21 protein-coding genes are annotated in these 20,650 nt (G+C 74.7%); 8 read left to right on the top strand and 13 right to left on the bottom strand.

Annotated features, from left to right (window positions below; all coding sequences use genetic code 11):
* The first annotated feature begins 8 nt into the window (after positions 1-8).
* Genes AB0C73_RS19320 through AB0C73_RS19350 form a run of 7 tightly spaced genes read left to right on the top strand, consistent with a single transcriptional unit; the run spans position 9 to position 7,939 of the window.
* Positions 9-989 carry an ADP-ribosylglycohydrolase family protein gene (locus tag AB0C73_RS19320; protein ID WP_362531284.1) on the top strand — a complete coding sequence of 327 codons (981 nt, stop codon included), beginning with the start codon at positions 9-11 and terminating at the stop codon, positions 987-989.
* Positions 989-2,365, top strand: coding sequence for an ADP-ribosylglycohydrolase family protein (locus tag AB0C73_RS19325; protein WP_362531286.1), 1,377 nt, complete (start codon positions 989-991; stop codon positions 2,363-2,365). The genes AB0C73_RS19320 and AB0C73_RS19325 overlap by 1 nt, the downstream gene beginning before the upstream one ends.
* Entirely contained in the window at positions 2,310-3,497 is a 1,188-nt protein-coding gene (locus AB0C73_RS19330; RefSeq protein WP_362531289.1) for an ADP-ribosylglycohydrolase family protein, read from the top strand. Before AB0C73_RS19325 ends, AB0C73_RS19330 begins: the two co-directional genes overlap by 56 nt.
* Positions 3,494-5,002 (top strand): ADP-ribosylglycohydrolase family protein, encoded by a 1,509-nt coding sequence (locus AB0C73_RS19335; RefSeq protein WP_362531291.1) that lies wholly within the window; start codon positions 3,494-3,496, stop codon positions 5,000-5,002. Before AB0C73_RS19330 ends, AB0C73_RS19335 begins: the two co-directional genes overlap by 4 nt.
* On the top strand, positions 4,999-5,892 hold the full coding sequence (gene rbsK / locus AB0C73_RS19340; protein ID WP_362531294.1) for a ribokinase: 894 nt from the start codon (positions 4,999-5,001) through the stop codon (positions 5,890-5,892). The genes AB0C73_RS19335 and rbsK overlap by 4 nt, the downstream gene beginning before the upstream one ends.
* A complete protein-coding gene (locus AB0C73_RS19345; protein ID WP_362531295.1) occupies positions 5,889-7,109 on the top strand; it encodes a CoA transferase in 1,221 nt (406 codons plus the stop codon). Before rbsK ends, AB0C73_RS19345 begins: the two co-directional genes overlap by 4 nt.
* Positions 7,106-7,939: an aldolase/citrate lyase family protein gene (locus AB0C73_RS19350; RefSeq protein WP_362531298.1), complete on the top strand. Its 834-nt coding sequence runs from the start codon at positions 7,106-7,108 to the stop codon at positions 7,937-7,939. The genes AB0C73_RS19345 and AB0C73_RS19350 overlap by 4 nt, the downstream gene beginning before the upstream one ends.
* Before the next feature lie 97 nt (positions 7,940-8,036).
* Here the strand turns inward: AB0C73_RS19350 and lgt are convergent, their stop codons facing one another.
* From lgt to hisI, 11 genes are all read right to left on the bottom strand, one after another.
* Positions 8,037-9,008 (bottom strand): prolipoprotein diacylglyceryl transferase, encoded by a 972-nt coding sequence (gene lgt / locus AB0C73_RS19355; RefSeq protein WP_362531301.1) that lies wholly within the window; start codon positions 9,006-9,008, stop codon positions 8,037-8,039.
* Positions 9,009-9,104: 96 nt separating this feature from the next.
* Positions 9,105-9,953 (bottom strand): thioredoxin domain-containing protein, encoded by an 849-nt coding sequence (locus AB0C73_RS19360; protein WP_362531304.1) that lies wholly within the window; start codon positions 9,951-9,953, stop codon positions 9,105-9,107.
* A 64-nt stretch (positions 9,954-10,017) separates the two neighbouring features.
* Positions 10,018-10,836 carry a tryptophan synthase subunit alpha gene (gene trpA, locus AB0C73_RS19365; protein ID WP_362531306.1) on the bottom strand — a complete coding sequence of 273 codons (819 nt, stop codon included), beginning with the start codon at positions 10,834-10,836 and terminating at the stop codon, positions 10,018-10,020.
* Positions 10,833-12,116 (bottom strand): tryptophan synthase subunit beta, encoded by a 1,284-nt coding sequence (gene trpB, locus AB0C73_RS19370; RefSeq protein WP_362531309.1) that lies wholly within the window; start codon positions 12,114-12,116, stop codon positions 10,833-10,835. The genes trpA and trpB overlap by 4 nt, the downstream gene beginning before the upstream one ends.
* 856 nt (positions 12,117-12,972) lie before the next feature.
* Entirely contained in the window at positions 12,973-13,218 is a 246-nt protein-coding gene (locus AB0C73_RS19375) for a tryptophan synthase subunit(beta) (RefSeq protein ID WP_362531312.1), read from the bottom strand.
* 6 nt (positions 13,219-13,224) lie between these two features.
* Positions 13,225-14,034 (bottom strand): indole-3-glycerol phosphate synthase TrpC, encoded by an 810-nt coding sequence (gene trpC, locus AB0C73_RS19380; RefSeq protein WP_362531315.1) that lies wholly within the window; start codon positions 14,032-14,034, stop codon positions 13,225-13,227.
* A 157-nt stretch (positions 14,035-14,191) separates the two neighbouring features.
* Entirely contained in the window at positions 14,192-14,572 is a 381-nt protein-coding gene (locus AB0C73_RS19385) for a DUF2752 domain-containing protein (protein WP_362531527.1), read from the bottom strand.
* Positions 14,573-14,802: 230 nt separating this feature from the next.
* Positions 14,803-15,057: an HGxxPAAW family protein gene (locus AB0C73_RS19390; protein ID WP_362531317.1), complete on the bottom strand. Its 255-nt coding sequence runs from the start codon at positions 15,055-15,057 to the stop codon at positions 14,803-14,805.
* Positions 15,058-15,180: 123 nt separating this feature from the next.
* Positions 15,181-15,846 (bottom strand): TIGR02234 family membrane protein, encoded by a 666-nt coding sequence (locus AB0C73_RS19395; protein ID WP_362531320.1) that lies wholly within the window; start codon positions 15,844-15,846, stop codon positions 15,181-15,183.
* A 119-nt stretch (positions 15,847-15,965) separates the two neighbouring features.
* Positions 15,966-17,456 (bottom strand): anthranilate synthase component I, encoded by a 1,491-nt coding sequence (locus tag AB0C73_RS19400; protein ID WP_362531323.1) that lies wholly within the window; start codon positions 17,454-17,456, stop codon positions 15,966-15,968.
* Positions 17,457-17,467: 11 nt separating this feature from the next.
* The gene (gene hisI, locus AB0C73_RS19405; protein WP_362531326.1) at positions 17,468-17,836 is read right to left on the bottom strand and encodes a phosphoribosyl-AMP cyclohydrolase; all 369 of its coding nucleotides are present in this window, start codon (positions 17,834-17,836) and stop codon (positions 17,468-17,470) included.
* A 225-nt stretch (positions 17,837-18,061) separates the two neighbouring features.
* Between hisI and AB0C73_RS19410 the strand changes: the two genes are divergently transcribed.
* Entirely contained in the window at positions 18,062-18,697 is a 636-nt protein-coding gene (locus AB0C73_RS19410) for a TIGR03085 family metal-binding protein (RefSeq protein WP_362531329.1), read from the top strand.
* A gap of 4 nt (positions 18,698-18,701) precedes the next feature.
* On the opposite strand, the gene AB0C73_RS19415 is transcribed toward AB0C73_RS19410, so the two are convergent.
* Positions 18,702-20,012 (bottom strand): MFS transporter, encoded by a 1,311-nt coding sequence (locus AB0C73_RS19415; RefSeq protein ID WP_362531330.1) that lies wholly within the window; start codon positions 20,010-20,012, stop codon positions 18,702-18,704.
* Positions 20,009-20,605 carry a helix-turn-helix domain-containing protein gene (locus AB0C73_RS19420; RefSeq protein ID WP_362531332.1) on the bottom strand — a complete coding sequence of 199 codons (597 nt, stop codon included), beginning with the start codon at positions 20,603-20,605 and terminating at the stop codon, positions 20,009-20,011. Before AB0C73_RS19420 ends, AB0C73_RS19415 begins: the two co-directional genes overlap by 4 nt.
* Positions 20,606-20,650: the final 45 nt, after the last annotated feature.

Consider the following 20,650-nt stretch of genomic DNA (forward strand, 5'->3'; position numbering starts at 1 on the left):
CACAGGGGGTGGACGACCTGCGCGCGCGGGCGCGGGGGGCGCTGCTCGGCCTCGCGGTGGGCGACGCGCTCGGCGCGCCCGCCGAGAATCTGCGGCCCTCGGAGATCCGCCGCCGCTGGGGCCGGATCGAGGGCTTCGTGACGGACCGGCCGGCCGGCACCGACGACACCGAGTACGCCATCTTCTCCGGCCTGCTGCTCGCCCGGCACGGCTCGGGCCTCACCGTCGGGCATGTCGAACGGGCCTGGCACCACTGGATCGCCGACATGGACGAAGGGCCGTTCCGGGGCGCGGGCTTCTCGGAGCGCGGCACCCTGGAGAACCTGCGCCGGGGCCTCGCCGCGCCCATCTCGGCCCAGCACCGGCACGCCTGGAGCGACGGCCTCGCGATGCGGGCCGCGCCCTTCGGCGTCTTCGCGGCGGGCCGCCCGGCCGAGGCGGCGCGGCTGGTCGCGATCGACGGCAGCGTCAGCCACGAGGGCGAGGGCATCTACGGCGGCCAGGCGGTGGCGGCGGGCGTGGCGGCGGCGATGGGCGGCGCGACGGTCACCTCCGTCATCGCCGCCGCCCTCTCGGTGGTCCCGATGGACTCCTGGACCGCCCGCTCGATGCGCCGCGCGGTCGTCGCGGCCCGCCGGGTCATCACCGACCCGCTGGAACGCGAACGCGCCGTCCGCTCCGCCGTCGTCATCGGCGGCTATCCCTGGACCGACCTCGCCCCCGAGGCCGTCGCCCTGGCCTTCGGCGCCTTCGCCGCGGCCCGCGGCGACTTCCGCACCTCGGCCCTGACCGCCGTCAACATGGGCCGTGACGCCGACACCACGGCCGCGGTCGCCGGCGCCCTGGCCGGCGCGCTCGGCGGCGAGGCCGCGATCCCGGAGGAGTGGGCGGGTGTCATCCCCCCGGTCGCGGGCAGTTGCCTGCCCTCCATGCGCGGCTACCACATCCTCGACATCGCGGACCTGCTCACCCCGGAGGGAGACGCCTGATGAGCGCGGACCTGACGACCACGGCGACGCCGGACACCGGAGCGGCCGGCGGCGAGGAATGGACCTCGCCGCGGACCGAGACCGGCGGGGGGTCCGTGTGGGGGCCGCCCGCCCCGGCGGACGACGGCGCCCCGGCCGACGCGCCCGAGGCCCCTCGGCGCCGGGCGCCCGTACTCGGGGTGCGGAGGCGGGACGAGGGGCGCCGGGACCGGATCGAGGGGGTGCTGCTCGGGCTCGCCGCCGGGGACGCCGCCGGATGGCCCGCCGCGCGGCACCGGGCGGCGCGGATGCCCGAGTGGACGCGACGCCTCACGCGGGAGCTGGACACCTTCGCCGAGGACAACGCGACGACCACCCTGCCCGTACCGATCGCGCTGAACCAGCCGCCCGAGCCGCTCCGGCTCGGTCCCTCCGACGACGCCGAGTGGGCGGTGTTCACGGCCGAGGCGGTGCTCGCGGCGGGCGGGCCGCTGCTGCGGACGCTGGCGCCCGAGCGGCGGCTGCGGGCCGCGGTCGATCTCGCCTGGAACGCGCTGGCGTGCCAGATCGCCGCCGCGGCCGACCGCGCGCCCGAGGTGGAGTCCGCGGTGCTGCCGCTGCGGGCCCGGATCTCGGTACGGGCCGGGCTCGGGAACCTGGCGACCGGCCTGCGGCCCCCGGCGACCGGGCACGACAACCCGCACTACTTCGACGACGCCGCCTGCGTCCGCGCCGCCGTGCTCGCGCTCGTGCACCCCGGCGATCCGGTCGCGGCGGCCGGGCTCGCCGAGTTCGACGCGCGGTACACCCAGGACGGCGACGGCGTGCACGGCGCGCGGGCCATGGCGGCGGCCGTCGCGGCGGCGCTCGGCGGGGCGCCGGCCGCGGACGCGGTGGCAGCGGCACTCGCGCAGCTGCCGCCCGCGACGGAGATCGGCCGCAACGCCCGCTACGCGGTGCGGCTGGCCCGCACCGCCGCCACCGCCTTCGAGCTGGTCCCGCTCCTGGAGCACCAGATCGTCGACCACGTCTACAGCTACGGCATCGCCGCCGCCGAGACCGTCCCGGTCGCCCTCGCCCTGGCGCTCGCCGCGCGCGGCGACATGACCGCCGCGGTGCCGGCCGCCGCGTGCCTGTCCCGGGTCGCCGACTCGGCCCCGGCGCTCGCGGGCGCGCTCACCGGCGCGCTGGGCGGCGGGAGTTCGGTCCCGGCGACCTGGCGGGAGGCCTGCCGCACCCTCGCGGGCTGCGCGCTGCCCCGGCTCGCGGGCACCGACCTGGTCGAACTCGCCGGTCTGCTCGCAGCCACGGAACCGGCCACCCCGGGTGGACAATTCCGCCATGACACCGCAAACCCCGCCTTTTTCGACCCCTACTCCGATCCCCACTCTGGATGACCGGATCACCGGCAGCCTCGTCGGCGCCGCCGTGGGCGACGCCCTCGGCGGCCCCGTCGAGGGCTACACCCCCGAGCAGATCGTGGAACGTCACGGCGGCCGCGTCACCGGCATCGTCGGCCCCTGGAACGGCGACGCCTGGCGCACCGCCCGCCCCATCGCGCCGTACCACAAGGGCGACGGACACGTCACCGACGACACCCTGATGACCCACGCCCTGATCCGGGTGTACGAGAAGGTCCGCGACCACCTCGACGCGTACGCGGTCGCCGAGCACCTGGTCCCCGAACTCATCGGCCGCCCGGTCTGGATCCCCGAGCTGGAGGCGGAGGCGCTGCCCCTCCAGCGGGTCTTCCTGGCCGAGAAGTGGATCGTCGCCCGGCTCCACTACGGGCACGCCGACCCGCGCGAGGCCGGCACCGGAAACATCGTCAACTGCGGCGCCGCGATGTACATGGCCCCGGTCGGCCTGGTCAACGCCGCCCACCCGGCGGCCGCGTACGCCGAGGCCCTGGACATCGCCGGCGCCCACCAGTCCTCCTACGGGCGCGAGGCCGCCGGCGTCTTCGCGGCCGCCGTCGCCGCGGCCTGCGTCCCCGGCGCGACGCCGCGCTCGGTCGTCGACGCGGCGCTCGCCCTCGCCAAGGACGGCACCCGCGCGGCGATCGAGGCAGCCGCCGAAGCCGGCGACGCGCACCGGGACTTCGAGTCCGCCCTGGCCCCGCTGCGCCGGGCCGTCGCCCCCTTCGACTCCGTCGGCCCCGACTACCGCGCCCCCTCCCTGGACGCCCGCCGCCCCTCCCGGGTCCACTCCATCGAGGAACTCCCCGTCGCCCTGGGCATGCTGCTCGTCGGCGACGGCGACTACCGCCGTACGGTCCTGGGCGCCGTCAACTACGGCCGCGACTGCGACTCCATCGCCACCATGGCCGGCGCCCTCGCCGGCGCCCTCCACGGCGAGTCCGCCGTCCCGGCGGAGTGGGCGAAGCGGATCGCCGAGGCGAGCCGCCTGGACCTCCACGCCCCGGCCGCCGCGCTGACGTCCGTGACCCACGAGATCTTCACCCGCGACACCGCCCGCCGCCGCGCCCACGAGTCGGCGTACGCGACCCTGACGGGCCCGACCCGATGACGACCCCCCTGGGCGAAGCCGCCCCCTCCGGCAACGGCACCGGAACGCCCGCCTGTTCGTCCGCCGCCACCCCCGTCCGCCTCACCTGGGTCCAGCCCGAGGACCTGGTGGGCCACGAACTCCGCCAGGCGGCGGAGGACGGCCGCGACGCGGGCGCGCTCGCCGCCCGCTGGTACGCAGCCGGCGGCCCGCCCGCCCCCTCGGCGGCTGGCGCCTCCCCCACTCCCCGCCCGGACCTGCGCCCCCTGGCCGAGACCATCCTCGACGCCCTCTCCGAACTCCCCTCCCCCCTCGCCCCGCTGGAACCCACCTCCCTCCCCGCGATCATCGCCGCCTGCCCCACCTGGCCGTCGAACCCCGCGCACGAAGCGGCGCGGCGTCAGGGGGACGGGGGCGGGGCCCCCGGGCTCGTCAGGGATTCGGGAAGGGGCGGGGTGGGGGGATCCGACGGTCTCCTGGAGCGGCTGCACGCCGCCTGGCTCGGGCGGGCCGCCGGGTGCCTCCTCGGCAAGCCCGTCGAGAAGCTGCCCCTCACCGCCATCCGCGCCCTCGCCCGCGCCACCGGCAACTGGCCGCTCCGCGACTGGTTCACCGCCCGCGGCGTGCCCGCGTCGCTGCTCGCCTCCCACCCGTGGAACCGGCGCTCCGCCGCCACCTCGCTCGCCGAGAACATCGACGGGATGCCCGAGGACGACGACCTCAACTACCCCCTCCTCAACCTGCTCCTCCTCCGGCGCCACGGCCGTGACTTCACCACCGCCGACGTCGCCCGTCTGTGGCTCGACGAGCTGCCCGCGGGGCGGACGTTCACCGCCGAGCGGATCGCCTACCGCAACCTCCTCGACGGCGTCGAGCCCCCGCACACCGCCTCCCGCCGCAACCCCTTCCGGGAGTGGATCGGCGCGCAGATCCGCGCCGACGTGCACGGCTGGACCCACCCCGGCGACCCGGCCGGCGCCGCCCGGCAGGCCCACCGGGACGCGGTGCTCACCCACACCAGCAACGGCGTGTACGGCGCGATGTTCGTCGCCGCGACGGTCGCCACCGCCGCGAGCGGGACCGCGGACGTGCACACCTCCCTCGCCGCCGGGCTCGCCACCGTGCCCCCCGGGTCACGACTCGCCCGCGCCGTACGGACCGGCATCGAGACCGCCCGTACGCACCCGGACTTCGACACCGTCGTGGACCGGCTCCACGCCGAGCTCGGCGGGTATCACTGGGTCCATGCCGTCCCCAACGCCGCCCTGCTCGCCGCCGCGCTCACCCACGCCGACGGCGACTTCACCCGCTCCATCGGCGCGGCCGTCTCCGGCGGCTGGGACACCGACTCCAACGGCGCCACCGCCGGCTCGGTCGCGGGACTGCTCGCCGGGCACCCCGACCGCCTTCCCGAATCCTGGACCTCCCCTCTCAAGAACCGGCTCTCGACCTCGGTGCCGTCCTTCGACGGCATCGGCTTCGACGCCCTGGCCGCACTGACGCACTCGGAGGCAGTACGCCCATGACCAGCAGCATCGTCGTGCTCGGCAGCACGAACATGGACCTCGTGGCCTACGTGGCCAAGGCACCCGCCCGCGGCGAGACCGTCACCGGCCGCGAGTTCCGCACCGTGCCCGGCGGCAAGGGCGCCAACCAGGCCGTCGCCGCCGCCCGAGCCGGCGCCGAGGTGTCGATGATCGGCGCGGTCGGCGCCGACGACTTCGGCGTACGGATGCGGGCCGCGCTCGAACACAGCGGCGTCGACACCGATCTGCTGCGCACCGTCGAGGGCGCCTCCGGCACCGCCCACATCGTCGTGGACGACGAGGGCGGCAACGCGATCGTCGTCGTCCCCGGCGCCAACGGCACCGTCACCTCCCTCGACCACGGCGACGAGGCCCTGATCGGCACCGCCGACGCCCTGCTCCTCCAGCTCGAACTCCCCCTCTCCGTCGTCGTGGAGGGTGCCCGCGCCGCCCGCGAGCGCGGCGTCCGCACCATCCTCACTCCCTCCCCCGTCCAGCCCCTCCCGCCGGAACTCCTCGCCGCCACCGACCTGTTGGTGCCGAACGAGCACGAGGCCACCGCCCTCACCGGCGAGACCGACCCGGCCGCCGCCGCGAAGGCCCTCCTGCAGCAGGTGCCCGAGGTGGTCGTCACCCTCGGCGCGGCCGGCTGCCTCCACGCCGTCCGCGGCGCCGAACCGGTGACCGTGCCCGCGCCCCGCGTCCGGGCCGTGGACACCACCGCCGCAGGCGACACCTTCGCCGGTGTCCTGGCCGTGGCCCTCACCGAGGGCCGCCCCATGCCGGAGGCACTGGCCTGGGCGTCGGCGGCCGCCGCGCTCTCGGTGCAGCACGAGGGCGCGTCCACCTCGATGCCGTACCGCGCCGCGATCGAGGCGGCCCTCGCATGAGCGCCGCCACCGGCCCCGCCGCCACCGCCACGCAGCCGCCGCTGCACGGACTGCGCGTCCTCGACCTCGCCACCCTCTTCGCGGGCCCGCTCGCCGCGATGATGCTCGGCGACTTCGGGGCCGACGTGATCAAGATCGAGCACCCCCGCAAACCCGACCCGTCCCGCGGCCACGGCCCCGCCAAGGACGGCGTCGGCCTGTGGTGGAAGGTCCTCGGCCGCAACAAGCGGACCATGACCCTGGACCTGTCCACCCCCGGCGGCCGTGACACCCTCCTCCGGCTCGCCGCCGACGCCGACGTCATCGTGGAGAACTTCCGTCCCGGCACGCTGGAACGCTGGGGTCTCGGCTGGGAGGAGCTGTCCACCGTCAACCCGCGCCTGGTGCTCGCCCGGGTCACCGGCTTCGGCCAGTTCGGCCCGTACGCCCACCGGCCCGGCTTCGGCACCCTCGCCGAGGCCATGAGCGGCTTCGCCGCCATCACCGGCGAGCCGGACGGCCCGCCGACCCTGCCGCCCTTCGGCCTCGCCGACTCGGTCGCCGCCCTCGCCACCGCGTACGCCGTGATGACCGCGCTCACCGCGAGGCACACCACCGGCCACGGCCAGGTCGTCGACATGGCCATCATCGAACCGATGCTCTCCGTCATCGGACCCCACCCCCTCTGGTACGACCAGCTCGGCTACGTCCAGCCGCGCACCGGCAACCGCTCCCGCAACAACGCCCCGCGCAACACCTACAGGACCTCCGACGGCTCCTGGGTCGCCGTCTCCACCTCCGCCCAGTCGATCGCCGAACGCGTGCTGCGCCTGGTCGGCCGGCCGGAGCTGATCGACGAACCCTGGTTCGCCTCCGGCACCGGCCGGGCCGCCCACGCCGACGTCCTCGACGAAGCCGTCGGCACCTGGATCGCCCGCCACACCCGCGACGAGGCCATGGCCGCCTTCGAGAAGGCGGAGGCCGCCATCGCCCCCGTCTACGACGTGCGCGACGTCCTCGACGACCCGCAGTTCCAGGCCCTCGGCACCGTCACCGAGGTCCCGGACCCCGAGCTCGGCCCGATCCGGATGCAGAACGTGCTCTTCCGGCTCTCCGACACCCCCGGCGGCATCCGCTGGACCGGCCGGCCGCACGGCGCGGACACCCACACCCTGCTCACCGAACTCGGTCTCACCCCCGCCGAGATCGCCACCCTGCGCGCCGAAGGAGCCGTATGACCCCCACCCGGCCCGACGCCCGGCCCGACATCCGGCCCGTCCCCCTCACCTGGCTCTACGCCCCGGGCGACCGCCCCGACGTGGTCCGCAAGGCACTGGCCTCCGGCGCCGACGTGGTCATCGTCGACCTGGAGGACGCGGTGGCCCCGGACCGGCGGGCCTACGCCCTCGCGGCCACCCGCGACCTGCTCGCCGACCCCCAGCCCGTACCGGTCCATGTCCGTGTGCACGCACCCCGCGACATCCCATCCCTGGTCTCCCTCCCCGGACTCGTCGCTCTCCGTGTTCCCAAGGTGACACACCCCACTGACATCGCCCGGATCGCCGAGATCTCCGCGGGCCTCCCGCTCTACCCGCTCCTGGAGAACGCCCTCGCCGTCGAGCACGCCCACGCCATCGCCCGCGCCCACCCCTCGGTCCACGGCATCGCCCTCGGCGAGGCCGATCTCGCCGCCGACCTGGGCGTACGGGAGGACCGCGGGCTCGACTGGCCGCGCAGCCGGGTCGTGGTCGCCGCCCGCGCCGCCGCCCTGCCGCCGCCCGTGCAGTCCGTCCACCCCGACGTCCGGGACCTGGACGGGCTCGCCGCGAGCTGTGCCCGGGGCCGTGCCCTCGGTTTCCTGGGCCGCACCGCGATCCACCCCCGGCAGCTCCCGGTGATCGAGCAGGCCTATCTCCCGGGCCCCGACGAGATCGCCGCGGCCGAGGAGGTGGTCAAGGCGGCGGAGGCCCAGCAGGGCGCCCTGGCCCTGCCGGACGGCCGGTTCGTCGACGCGGCCGTGGTGACCCGGGCCCGGCGGGTCCTGGCCCTCGCCGCCCGCCGCGCCTGACCACCCCTCGTGCACAACGGCGGAGGGCCGCCGGAACCGTGTGGTCCCGGCGGCCCTCCGCCATGTCCTGTGCCGTGATCGGCTCGCGCCGTGCGGGTCAGCGCCCGCCGGTCCCGGCCCCGTTCCCGGCGCCGTCCTTGTGCTTCTCCTCGACGTCGGGGGCCGCGTCCTCGACGGGCGCCACCACCTCGGCCTCGGGGGCCTCGGGCTCCTCGGCGGCAGCGCCGTCCGTGGCAGCCCCGGCCTCCGTGTCGCCCTTCCTCGGCTCCACGATCTCCTCGCGGCCCGGGCGCACCTTCGCCGAGATCACGATGTAGAGGACGGCGAGCACGAAGACGATGATCGCGGTCCACACGTTCAGCCGCAGGCCGAGGATGTGGTGCGCCTCGTCGACGCGCATGTACTCGATCCAGCCGCGGCCGGCGCAGTAGGCGGCGACGTACAGCGCGAAGGCGCGGCCGTGGCCGAGCTTGAAGCGGCGGTCGGCCCAGATGACGAGCAGTGCGACGCCGATGCACCACAGCGACTCGTAGAGGAAGGTCGGGTGGTAGAGGCCGGCCTCGCGGTTGGCGCCCGCGGTGATCTTCAGGGCCCAGGGCAGGTCGGTCGGCTTGCCGTACAGCTCCTGGTTGAACCAGTTGCCCCAGCGGCCGATGGCCTGGGCGAGCGCGATACCGGGCGCGATGGCGTCCGCGTACGCCGGGAGCGGGATGCCGCGGCGGCGGCAGCCGATCCAGGCGCCGACGGCACCGAGCGCGATGGCGCCCCAGATGCCGAGGCCGCCCTCCCAGATCTTGAAGGCGTCGACCCAGTTCTCACCCTCGCTGAAGTACAGCTGGTAGTCGGTGATCACGTGGTAGAGACGGCCGCCGACGAGGCCGAAGGGCACCGCCCAGACGGCGATGTCGGCGACGGTTCCGGCGGTGCCGCCCCGGGCGATCCAGCGCTTGTTGCCGAGCCAGACGGCGACGAAGACACCGATGATGATGCAGAAGGCATAGCCGCGCAGCGGGATCGGTCCGAGGTGGATCACGCCGGTCGAGGGGCTGGGAATGTAGGCAAGGTCCATGGCAGGTCCGACGCTACCCTGCCGGGCGGGCGAGACGGCAGCCTGCCCGGCAACTTCTCCGTAACTACCTGAGGGAAGTCGGTGGCCGGAGGGAGGTCAGCGGCCGGACGAGGAGCCGGCGGCCGGGGAGCCTGCGGCCGGGGAGGCGGTGCCGGGCTGCTTGCCCTTGTTGGCCTCGGCGACCCACTTCTTCAGGTTCTCCGGGGAGATCTGCTCGCTGCCCTTCTGCGGGAAGATCGATTCTCCGTTGAGCAGGACGGACGGGGTGCCGTTGAAGTCGCTCTTCTTGAAGGCGTCGTTCGACTTCTTCACCCAGCCGTCGTGCGTGCCGTCCTCGACGCAGCTGCGGAAGGCGGGCGTGTCGAGCCCGGGGACCTTCGCGGCGAGCTCGATCAGCTTGTCGTTCTTGGCGTAGGCGTCGTCGGTCTCCTGCGGCTGGTTGGTGTACAGCACGTCGTGGTACGCCGTGAACTTCCCGGCGTCCTGGGCGCAGGCGGCGGCGTTCGCGGCGCGCAGCGAGCCGCTGCCGCCGAGGTTGCCGTCGATGAGGGTGGCGAGGTGGTACTCCGCCTTGAGCGCGCCCGAGGCCTCCAGCTCGTGGATCGTGTCCCGGAAGTACGTCTCGAACTGGGCGCACGCGGGGCAGCGGAAGTCCTCCCAGACCTGGAGGGTGGACGGGGCGTCGGGCTTTCCCTGCGGGATTGCGGGCTTGTCGCCGCTGATCGCCCCGGCCGGCTCGACGACCGGTCCCGCCTTGTCGGAGCTGTCCTTGCCCCCGCTGTTGGCGGCGATCACGCCGACCACGGCGGCCAGGCCGAGGACGCCGACGACCGCCGCCGACACGATGAGGACGCGCCGCTGCTTCTCTCGGGCCTGGTCTCGGCGGCGCTGCTGCTGGAGGCGCTCCCGCGCGCTCCGGTTTCCGTCACGGTTCTTGTCGCTCACGCCCACGAGAACGAACCGGGGAGGCGCGGGCGCGCCTCCCCGGTCGCGAATCCACCCGTATGGGTTACGCGATGCGGCGCACGCCCTCGGCGAGTTCGGCCGCCAGTTCCCTTACGGCGCCGAGCGCGGCGGCCTCGTCGCCGTCCGCGTCGAGGATCCGCTTGACGAAGGCGGAGCCGACGATGACGCCGTCGGCGAAGCCGGCGACCTCCCGGGCCTGGGCGGCGTCGGAGACGCCGAGGCCCACGCAGACCGGGAGCTCGGACGTGGCCCGGGTGCGGCGGACGAGGTCGGCGGCCTGCTCGCCGACGGAGGCGCGGGTGCCGGTGACGCCCATGAGCGAGGCGGCGTAGACGAAGCCGGAGCCGGCCGCGGTGATGGTGGCCAGGCGCTCGTCCTTGCTGCTGGGGGCGACGACGAAGACGGTCGCGAGACCGTGTTTCGCCGCGTGCTCCCTCCAGAGAGCGGACTCCTGGACCGGCAGGTCGGGCAGGATGCAGCCCGCACCACCGGCCTCGGCCAGCTCGGCGGTGAAGCGCTCGACGCCGTAGCGGTCGATCGGGTTCCAGTACGTCATCACGAGGACCGGCTTGCCGGTGGCCTCGTGGGCCTCCTTGACCGTGCGCATCACGTCGGCGATCTTCACGCCGCCGCGCAGCGCGATGTCGTCGGCGGTCTGGATGACCGGGCCGTCGAGCACCGGGTCGCTGTGCGGCAGGCCGACCTCGACGACGTCGGCGCCGCCGTCGAAGACCGCCTTGACGGCCGCGATGCCGCCGTCGACGGTGGGGAAGCCGGCCGGGAGGTACGCGATGAGCGCCGCCCGGTTCTCGCTCTTCGCCTTGGCGAGCGTGTCGCTCAGGAGCTGGATGTTCCCGGTCACTTGGCGTCCCCCTCGATCTCGGCGACGTCGGCGGCGTCCGCGGCCACCTCGGCGTCCGTGTCGTACAGCCCGAAATAGCGAGCGGCGGTATCCATGTCCTTGTCGCCGCGCCCGGAGAGGTTGACGACGATCAGGCCGTCCCTGCCGAGCTCCTTGCCGAGCTCCAGGGCGCCGGCCAGGGCGTGCGCCGACTCGATGGCCGGGATGATGCCCTCGGTACGGGACAGCAGGCGCAGCGCCTGCATGGCGGCGTCGTCGGTGACGGCCCGGTACTCGCCCCGGCCGCTGTCCTTGAGGAAGGCGTGCTCGGGGCCGATGCCGGGGTAGTCGAGGCCGGCCGAGATCGAGTACGGCTCGGTGATCTGGCCCTCCTCGTCCTGGAGGACGTACGAGCGCGAGCCGTGCAGGATGCCGGGCTCGCCGGCCGTCAGGGTGGCGGCGTGCTCACCGGTCTCCAGGCCGTGGCCGGCCGGCTCGCAGCCGACGAGGCGGACGGAGGCGTCCGGGATGAACGCGTGGAAGAGGCCGATGGCGTTCGAGCCGCCGCCGACGCAGGCGACGGCCGCGTCGGGCAGGCGTCCGGCGCGCTCCAGGATCTGGCGGCGGGCCTCGACGCCGATGACCCGGTGGAAGTCGCGGACCATGGCGGGGAAGGGGTGCGGGCCGGCGACCGTGCCGAAGAGGTAGTGGGTGCGGTCGACGTTGGCGACCCAGTCGCGGAACGCCTCGTTGATGGCGTCCTTGAGGGTCCGGCTGCCGGACTTCACCGCGATGACCTCGGCGCCGAGCATGCGCATCCGGGCCACGTTGAGGGCCTGGCGCTGGGTGTCGACCTCGCCCATGTAGATGGTGCAGTCGAGGCCGAACAGGGCGCAGGCGGTGGCGGTGGCGACGCCGTGCTGCCCGGCGCCGGTCTCCGCGATGACCCGGGTCTTGCCCATGCGCTTGGTGAGCAGGGCCTGGCCGAGCACGTTGTTGATCTTGTGCGAGCCGGTGTGGTTGAGGTCCTCGCGCTTGAGGAAGACGCGGGCGCCGCCGGCGTGCTCGGCGAACCGCGCGACCTCGGTGAGGGAGCTGGGGCGGCCGGTGTAGTGGACCATCAGCTCGTTGAGCTCGCGGGCGAACTCGGGGTCGTGCTTGGCCTTCTCGTAGGCGACGGCGACCTCGTCGACGGCGGCGACGAGGGCCTCGGGGATGAACTTGCCGCCGTAGGCACCGAAGTAGCCCTCGGGGGACGGGACCTGACCCTCCGGGTCGGGAATGAAGAACTCGCTGGACATGCGGTTGCTCCTCGCGGGGCGGGTGCCCCGGGTGACGTGTGGTCGGTGGTCACGGTATGCGCGTGTCGTGTCTGCGTGCGGCAGCGCGCCGGTCTGCGCCTCGCGCCGTCGCGAGCCTCGCCCCGCAGGGCGGTGCACCCCTCCGCTGCCGGGTGCCCCGCGGGGGCGGTGCCCGCCCGTTGGGGGGCGCCTCGCCGTTCCCCGTTGTGGGCATACGTTCCGCCGGGGCGGAACGGGTGGGCACAACGGACGGCGCCCCTTGCCGGGCCTAGGCTCCCTGCGCCTGAACGCCCACCCGCAGGGCGCCGCACTGGTGGTGCGGGTCCAGGCACAGGTGCGGAACGCGCCCGCAAGGGCGCCGTCCCGTGTGCCCACCCGTCCCGCCCCAGCGGGACGAATGCCCACACGGGGGTGACGACGGGCGCAGCCCGTGCGGGAGGGCACCGCCCATGCGGAGCGCAGCCCCACACGGAGGTGCGACGGGCGCAACCCGTGCGGGTCGGCACCGCCCATGCGGAGCGCAGCCCCACACCGAGGTGCGACGGGCGCAACCCGTGCGGGTCGGCACCGCCCGTGCGGAGCGCAGCTCCACACGGAGGTGGCGGCGGGTGCAGCCCGCACGAGGAGGGCACCGCCCCAGCCGGGGCGAACGCCCCCAACCGGAGGGCACCGCACCAGCAGGGCGCTGGCCCGCACACGGAACACCCGCCCGCCGGGCGCAGGGCCCACAGGGACAGGCAAGGCACAGCCCGTACATGAGGGCCTGCCCAAACGGGGGGGGGGAGGCCTACGACGGGGCACGGGGACGGCGGCGTAGGCGCGGGCACGTGGCCCGCGCGGGCGGGCTACGGCAGCGTCAGGAAACGCGCGCTCGGCGCGGGCGCCATCGCATGCCGTTGACCTGGCCCGGCTCGTCGCCGATCACATAGCGGACCCGGCGGCCGTGGACACGGCGGGCGGGGGCGCGGCAGCCGCGCGGGCGGCAGCCGCGGGCGAGCGGGGCGTGGCGGCGGTCGCTTCCGTCCGCGTGCACACCGGCGGCGCCCCGGGCGATACGGCCCGGGACGTGCGGCGTGTCGTGGCGGCGGAAGCGGACGCTCATGCCGGGTCAGCCCCGCCCGTGGCGCAGGGCCGGGTGGGCGCCGGCGGCGACCAGGTCGGCGACGGCGGCCTTGGGGTCGCGGCCGGTGACCAGGGACTCGCCGACCAGGACCGCGTCGGCGCCGGCGTTGGCGTACGCGATCAGGTCGTGCGGGCCGCGGACGCCGGACTCGGCGACCTTGACGATGCCGGCCGGGATCTCGGGCGCGACGCGCTCGAAGGTGGACCGGTCGACCTTGAGGGTCTTGAGGTTGCGCGCGTTGACGCCGATGACGCGGGCGCCGGCGGCGACCGCCCGCTCGACCTCCTCCTCGTCGTGGACCTCGACGAGCGGGGTGAGCCCGATGGACTCGGCGCGCTCGATGAGGGAGACGAGGGCCTCCTGCTCCAGGGCTGCGACGATCAGCAGCGCGAGGTCCGCGCCGTACGCCCGGGCCTCCCAGAGCTGGTACGCGGTGACGATGAAGTCCTTGCGCAGGACCGGGATGTCGACCCTGGCGCGCACGGCCTCCAGGTCGGCGAGCGAGCCGCCGAAGCGGCGCTGCTCGGTGAGGACGGAGATGACGGCGGCGCCGCCCGCCTCGTAGTCGGCGGCGAGACCGGCCGGGTCGGCGATGGCGGCGAGTGCGCCCTTGGACGGGCTGGAGCGCTTGACCTCGCAGATCACCTTGACGCCGTCGCCGCGCAGTGCGGCGACCCCGTCCTTGGCCTGCGGCGCCTTGGCGGCACGCTCCTTGAGCTCGTCGAGGGAGACCCGCGCCTGCCGCTCTGCGAGGTCGGCGCGCACGCCTTCGATGATCTCGTCGAGCACACTCACGCGAGAGGCCCCCTTCCGGGACTCGATGAACTTCGATGAACACGGTTCAGCCACGTCCGATGGTATCCGTAGGTGGCCATCCGACCCGCATCGGTTGACGACGCGTCCCATCTGCTGGGACTTCGACCGGGACTCCGCCTGCCTCCCGGGCCGTACGTCACGGGGCGAGCGCGGCCCCGAACGGCAGGTTCCGTACGAGCGTGAACAGGGCCAGTACGGCCCCGATGCCCCACCACCAGGCCGGGGAGACCGCCAGACGCATGGGGACGCCGCGGACGGCGCGAACCAGCCACAGGACCATCACCACGGCGAAGATCCCGTAGCCGGCGACGGCGAGCGCGTTGGAGCCGAGCGCGGCGCCGAGGTCGCCGTGGACGACGGCGTGGGCGCTGCGCAGCCCGCCGCAGCCTGGGCAGTAGAGGCCGGTGAAGCGGAGCAGCGGGCAGACGGGGTAGTGCCCGGGTTCGTTGGGGTCGACGGTGCCGACGTACGCGAAGGCGGCGGCGACCCCGGCGAGGGTGCCGAGCGGTGCGAGCAGCCGCCGCGCGAGCGGCCGGGGCGGCGGGGGCGGCCCCGGGGGCCCGTAGGCGTACGGGGGGTACGGGGGGTGCGCGGAGGGGCCGGGGGCGGCCTGGGTCACGGCTGCTCCCGCCGTCGGATTGGGGTCCACCCGGTGATTCTCACCCGTACGGCACGAAGGCGCAGCCCCGTGTCACGGGACTGCGCCTTCGGGGTGAACCGGGGTGCGGCGATCGCTCGGGCCCTGACTCAGGCCTTGGCGACCGTGGCCTGGGTGGCGGCCTCGCGGGCGGCCACGACTGCGGCCGAGTCCTTCGGCATGCCCATGCCGGCGGCCTTCATCCCGAGACCGACGACACCGCCGAGGAGGATGACACCGATGCTCGCCCAGAAACCGGGCGAGTTCGCAGCCACCATGAAGACGCCGGCGGCGCAGAAGCCGATGAAGGAGATGATGACACCGGTCCAGGCGGCCGGGGTGTGTCCGTGGGCGCTGCCCGCCATGAGTTGCTCCTCGTCGATGTTGCTCGGTGGTGACGCCTCATTGTTCCGCACATGCGCGCGCGACGATGAATCGGGGTGCCCGAACGATCACGCGTCGCGATCCGCGCGTGACAATCGCGGTCCTCAGCCGCCGTGGGTGGGGTCCTCGCCGCGGTCGAGGGCCTTCCAGAGGTCCTCGGGGCGGTCCGGGTCGGCCGTGGGGGTGGCGGCGGTACGGCGCGCGGCGCGGGGGGCTCCGGAGCGCTCGTAGCGGCCGCCCATGGCGGGCCACGACTTGCCGAAGCGCAGCGCGAAGAGCCCGGCGGCCAGGATGAGGACGGCACCGGCGGCGGTCACGTACGGCCAGACGGTGTGGCTGAGGCTGCTGACGGCGGCGGCGGTGTTGCCGCTGATCCGGGCGGCCTCCGCGTTCAGGGCGGCGCTGTCGGAGGCGCCGAGGACGGCCGCGAGGGCGGCGCCTGCGCCGCTCAGGGCGAGCAGCGCGGCGACCATGGTGCGGCCGGTGCGGCGGACCGCGAAGACGGCGACGAGGGCGGCGAGGCCGACGATCGCGAGCGCGGTCGGGACGCCGGTGACGGTGCCGCCGTCGGCCTCGACGGGGACGGTTCCGCCGCCGACGGCCGCGGTGCCCTCGGCCCAGATCTGGCCGGCGGAGAGCAGTACGACGGTGGCTCCGAGGGCGCCGAGCAGCAGGGCCGCGGCCAGGCTGCGGCGGGCGCCGGAGGAAGCGGCGCCGCCCGGTCGGGCGGCTCGGGGCTGGGGTACGGGTACAGCACTCACATACCCCACTATCCCCTACCGGCTCGCCGTTCGTTCATCCGGTCGTGTGAACCTGCCCACCTGAGACGCACCGGAGACGGGTCACCGGAGACAGGTCACCGGTCCGCCAGCGGGCCGTCAGCGGGCCGTCAGCGGGCCGTCATCCGGTTGGCGGTGTGGACGGCACGGAGCACCGCGGCCGCCTTGTTGCGGCACTCGTTGTCCTCGGCGACCGGGTCGGAGTCGGCGACGACACCGGCTCCGGCCTGCACGTACGCCGTGCCGTCGCGCAGCAGCGCGGTGCGGATGGCGATGGCGGTGTCGGAGTCGCCGGCGAAGTCGAGGTAGCCGACGCAGCCGCCGTAGAGGCCACGCCGGGACGGCTCCAGCTCCTCGATGATCTGCATGGCGCGCGGCTTGGGCGCCCCGGAGAGGGTGCCGGCCGGGAAGCAGGCGGTGAGCACGTCGAAGGCCGTCTTCCCCTCGGCGACCTCGCCGGTGACGGTGGAGACGATGTGCATGACGTGCGAGTAGCGCTCGACCGACATGAAGTCGACGACCTCGACGGAGCCCGGCCGGCAGACCCGGCCCAGGTCGTTGCGGCCGAGGTCGACGAGCATCAGGTGCTCGGCGCGCTCCTTGGGGTCGGCGAGCAGCTCCTCGGCGAGGTCGTGGTCCTCCTGCGGGGTGGCGCCGCGGTGCCGGGTGCCGGCGATGGGGTGGACCATCGCGTGCCCGTCCTTGACCTTGACCAGGGCCTCGGGCGAGGAGCCGACGACGTCGAAGCCGTCGTCGAAGCGGAAGAGGTACATGTACGGGGACGGGTTGGTGGCCCGCAGGACCCGGTAGACGTCGAGCGCGGAGGCGGTGCAGGGGGTCTCGAAGCGCTGCGAGGGCACCACCTGGAAGGCCTCACCGGCCCGGATGCGCTCCTTGATGTCCTCGACGGCTTCCTGGAAGGCGGGGCCGCCCCACAGGGCCGTGTACTCGGGCAGGGCCGAGTCCGGCAGGGCGGCCGGGGTGGACGCGACCGGGCGGGCCAGGTCGGCCTCCATCGCGTCGAGCCGGGCGACGGCGTCCGCGTACGCCTCGTCGACGCCGGTCTCCAGGTCGTTGTGGTTGATCGCGTTGGCGATCAGGAGCACCGTGCCGTCCCAGTGGTCGAGGACGGCGAGGTCGCTGGTGAGCAGCATGGTGAGCTCGGGCAGCTTGAGGTCGTCGCGGCCGTGCTCGCCGATCCGCTCCAGGCGGCGCACGATGTCGTAGCCGAGGTAGCCGACCATGCCGCCGGTGAACGGCGGCATCCCGGAGGCCAGGTCACGGGGAGTGTGGAGGGTCTCGACGGTGGCGCGCAGGGCGGCGAGCGGGTCGCCGTCGACGGGGACGCCGACCGGCGGGGTGCCGAGCCAATGCGCCTGGCCGTCCTTCACCGTCAGGGTCGCGTCGCTGCGGACGCCGATGAAGGAGTAGCGGGACCAGCTGCGCCCGTTCTCCGCGGATTCGAGGAGGAAGGTGCCGGGGCGTTCGGCGGCGAGCTTGCGGTAGAGCCCGACCGGGGTGTCCCCGTCCGCGAGGAGCCTGCGGCTGACGGGGATGACGCGGCGGTCGGCCGCCAGCTTGCGGAAGGTCTCGAGATCCATGGCGCCAGACCCTACTCGGCCGCGAGCAGCACGTCGGTGTCGAAGCAGGTGCGCGTGCCGGTGTGGCAGGCGGCGCCGACCTGGTCGACCTTGACGAGGAGGGTGTCGGCGTCGCAGTCGAGGGCGACGGACTTCACGTGCTGGACATGCCCGGAGGTGTCGCCCTTGACCCAGTACTCCTGGCGGCTGCGGGACCAGTAGGTGGCGCGGCCGGTGGTGAGGGTGCGGTGCAGCGCCTCGTCGTCCATCCAGCCGAGCATGAGCACCTCACCGGTGTCGTGCTGCTGGGCGATGGCGGGGACGAGTCCGTCGGCGCTGCGCTTGAGGCGGGCGGCGAGGGCGGGGTCGAGATCGCTGGAGGTCCGCGGCGTGCTGCTCATGGGGCCATTGTGCCGTGACGGAGGGTGGTGGCCGGGGTGGCGTCCAGTGGGCGGAACGGTGGGTCCGGTCGGTGGGCCGGTCGGTGGGCGGGGCAGTGGGCCGGTCCGTGGCCGGCCGGTGGGCCGGTCCGTGGCCGGCCGGTGGGCCGGTCCGTGGCCGGGCGGTGGGCCGGTCGGCGGGCACCCGCTGGGCGGACCGGCGGCCGCGGCCGTACGCTGGCGCCCATGTCGACCCATGCCAAGCGTGAACGTCTTCTGCTCGCCGACCTGTTGGAGGCGGCCGGCCCCGACGCGCCGACGCTCTGCGAGGGCTGGCGGACCCGGGACCTGGCGGCGCACGTGGTGGTGCGGGAGCGGCGGCCGGACGCGGCGGCCGGCACGCTCGTACCGGCGCTCAAGGAGCGCCTGGAGCGGGTGCAGGCGGAGTTCGCCGAGAAGCCGTACGAGGAGCTGATCCAGCTCATCCGTACGGGTCCGCCGAAGTTCTCGCCGTTCACGATCAAGCAGGTGGACGAGGGGGCGAACGTCGTCGAGTTCTACGTCCACGCGGAGGACGTGCGCCGGGCGCAGCCCGACTGGTCGGCGCGCGAGCTCGACCCGGTCTTCGCGGACGCCCTGTGGTCCCGCCTGGAGAAGGGCGCCCGGCTGCTCGGCCGCAAGGCGCCGGTGGGTCTGGTGCTCCGGCGCCCCAACGGGCAGACGGCGGTGGCCCACCGCGGCACCCCGGTGGTGACGGTCTCCGGGGAGCCGGGCGAGCTGACGATGTACGTGTACGGGCGGACGGAGGTGGCGAAGGTGGGCCTGGAGGGCGAGCCGGAGGCCATCGAGCTGATGAGGACGACGAAGCAGCTGGGGATCTAGGGAGCTAGGACCCGGACAGTTCGGCGCGGCGCAGGGCCGGGACCGCGAGGGCGAACAGCCCGGAGGCGGCGCAGACCGCGGCGCTGACGATGTACACCGGACCGGGGCCCCACAGGCCCATGGCGGTGCCGGTGAGCGGGTAGCTGAGCGGGGCGATGCCGAGGCTGCCGAGGCTGGAGACGGCACTCACCCGGCCGAGGAACGCGGGGTCGCACTCGGTCTGGACGAGGGTGCCGCACAGCACGCCGGAGAGTCCGGTGAGCAGACCGGTGACGACGGCCACGGCGACGGCGACGGGCAGCCGGGGCACCTGGGCGAGCGCGCCGAGCGTCACGGCTCCGAGGACGATGGCCCAGCCGAGGACGGCGCCGGCCCTGGGTATCCGGCCGAGGACGGTGACGAGCAGCGCGGCGGCGCCCGCGCCCGTACCGAAGCCGGCGAGGACCCAGCCGATGCCGGAGGCACCCCAGCCGCGCTGTTCGGACAGGATCGCGAGGCCGACGTTGGCCGGGCCGGTGAAGCCGAGGTCGCCGAGCAGGACGACGATCATCAGCGGGCCGAGGATCCGGTGCCCGCGAAGGTAGCGCAGGCCGTCGCGGAGGTCGCTCAGGGCCTTGCCCCGCCCGTCCCGCCCGTCCCGGTCGGCCCGGTCGTCGCCGGGCAGCGAGCGGAGCCGGAGCGTGCAGAGCAGGGGTACGGAGAGGGCGAAGAGGACTCCGGCGACGCCGAAGGCGCCGGCGGGTCCGCCGGTGGCGACGGCGAGGCCGCCGAGCGGGCCGCCGAGGACGGCGCCGAGGCGGTACGCGAGGCCGCGCATGCCCTGCACGCGGGCGAGCTGGTCGCGGTCGGCGATCCGGGGCGGCAGCGCGCCCACGGCGGGCAGGAAGAGCGCGTCGACGGTGCCGAAGACGAGGGCGACGGCGGCGAGCACCCACAGGCCGGGCGAGGCGAGGAGGAGGATCGCGGCGAGGCCGAAGGTGGACAGGCAGCGGACGGCGTCGGAGACGATGACGACCCGGCGCGGGCCGAGCCGGTCGGCGACCACTCCCCCGACGAGCATGAGCAGCGCGCGGGGCACGGCGGAGACGGTCATGACGAGCCCGGCCTGGGCGGGGGTGCCGCTGCTGACGGCGGCCCAGGAGAGGGCGAGGTAGTAGACGCTGTCGCCGAGCGTGGAGGCGGTGTACGCGCCGAGCCAGCGCAGCACCTGGGGGCTGCGGTGGGCGGGGTGAGCCGGGTGGGCGGGGTGAGCGGGGTGAGCGGGGTGAGCCGCGGCGACGGGAGCGAGGGCGGCCTCGGTGCCGGCGGCGGTCATCGGGGCAGCCCGCGGTAGGGGAAGCCGTGGAGGTGGACGGCGACGTTCTCGCGCCCCTCGGTGTCACCCGCGGCCTCGGCGGCGCGGGCCCTGCGGTCGTACTTCTCGCAGATCGCCCCCAGTTCCTTGTTGAGCGCGGCGAGTTCGGCGGCGGTCAGGCGCGGCAGCCACTCGGAGCTGATGGCGGCGGAGCGCCACTCGTCGGACCAGGTGAGGCGTTCGTCGAGGAAGCGACGCTGGAGTTCGGTGCGCTGCTGCTCGATGGTGCGGCCGAGGGCGTCGCTCGCGGCGGCCAGTTCGGGCGTTCCCCGGACGTCCTCGTCGCGGATGGTGACGCCGTACGAGCTGGGCTGCCACCAGCGTTCCCGGCCGTCGGCGGACTGGGGCTCGGCCTCCTCGATCAGGCCGTGCTCGGCGAGCTTGCGCAGGTGGTAGCTGACCAGCGACACGGCCTCGTCCACCTCTTCGGCGAGCTGGGAGGCGGTGGCGGTACGGGCCACATGCAGCGCCCGGTAGAGGCGGATGCGCAGCGGGTGGGCGATGGCTTTGAGGGTGCCGAGATCGGTGATCCGGCGGCTCTCCGACGAGGTCATGCCCCTGACCGTAGATGCGAAAGAAAACTTGCGCAACAGAAATTG

Source organism: Streptomyces sp. NPDC048623 (assembly GCF_040650755.1).
GTDB lineage: Bacteria > Actinomycetota > Actinomycetes > Streptomycetales > Streptomycetaceae > Streptomyces.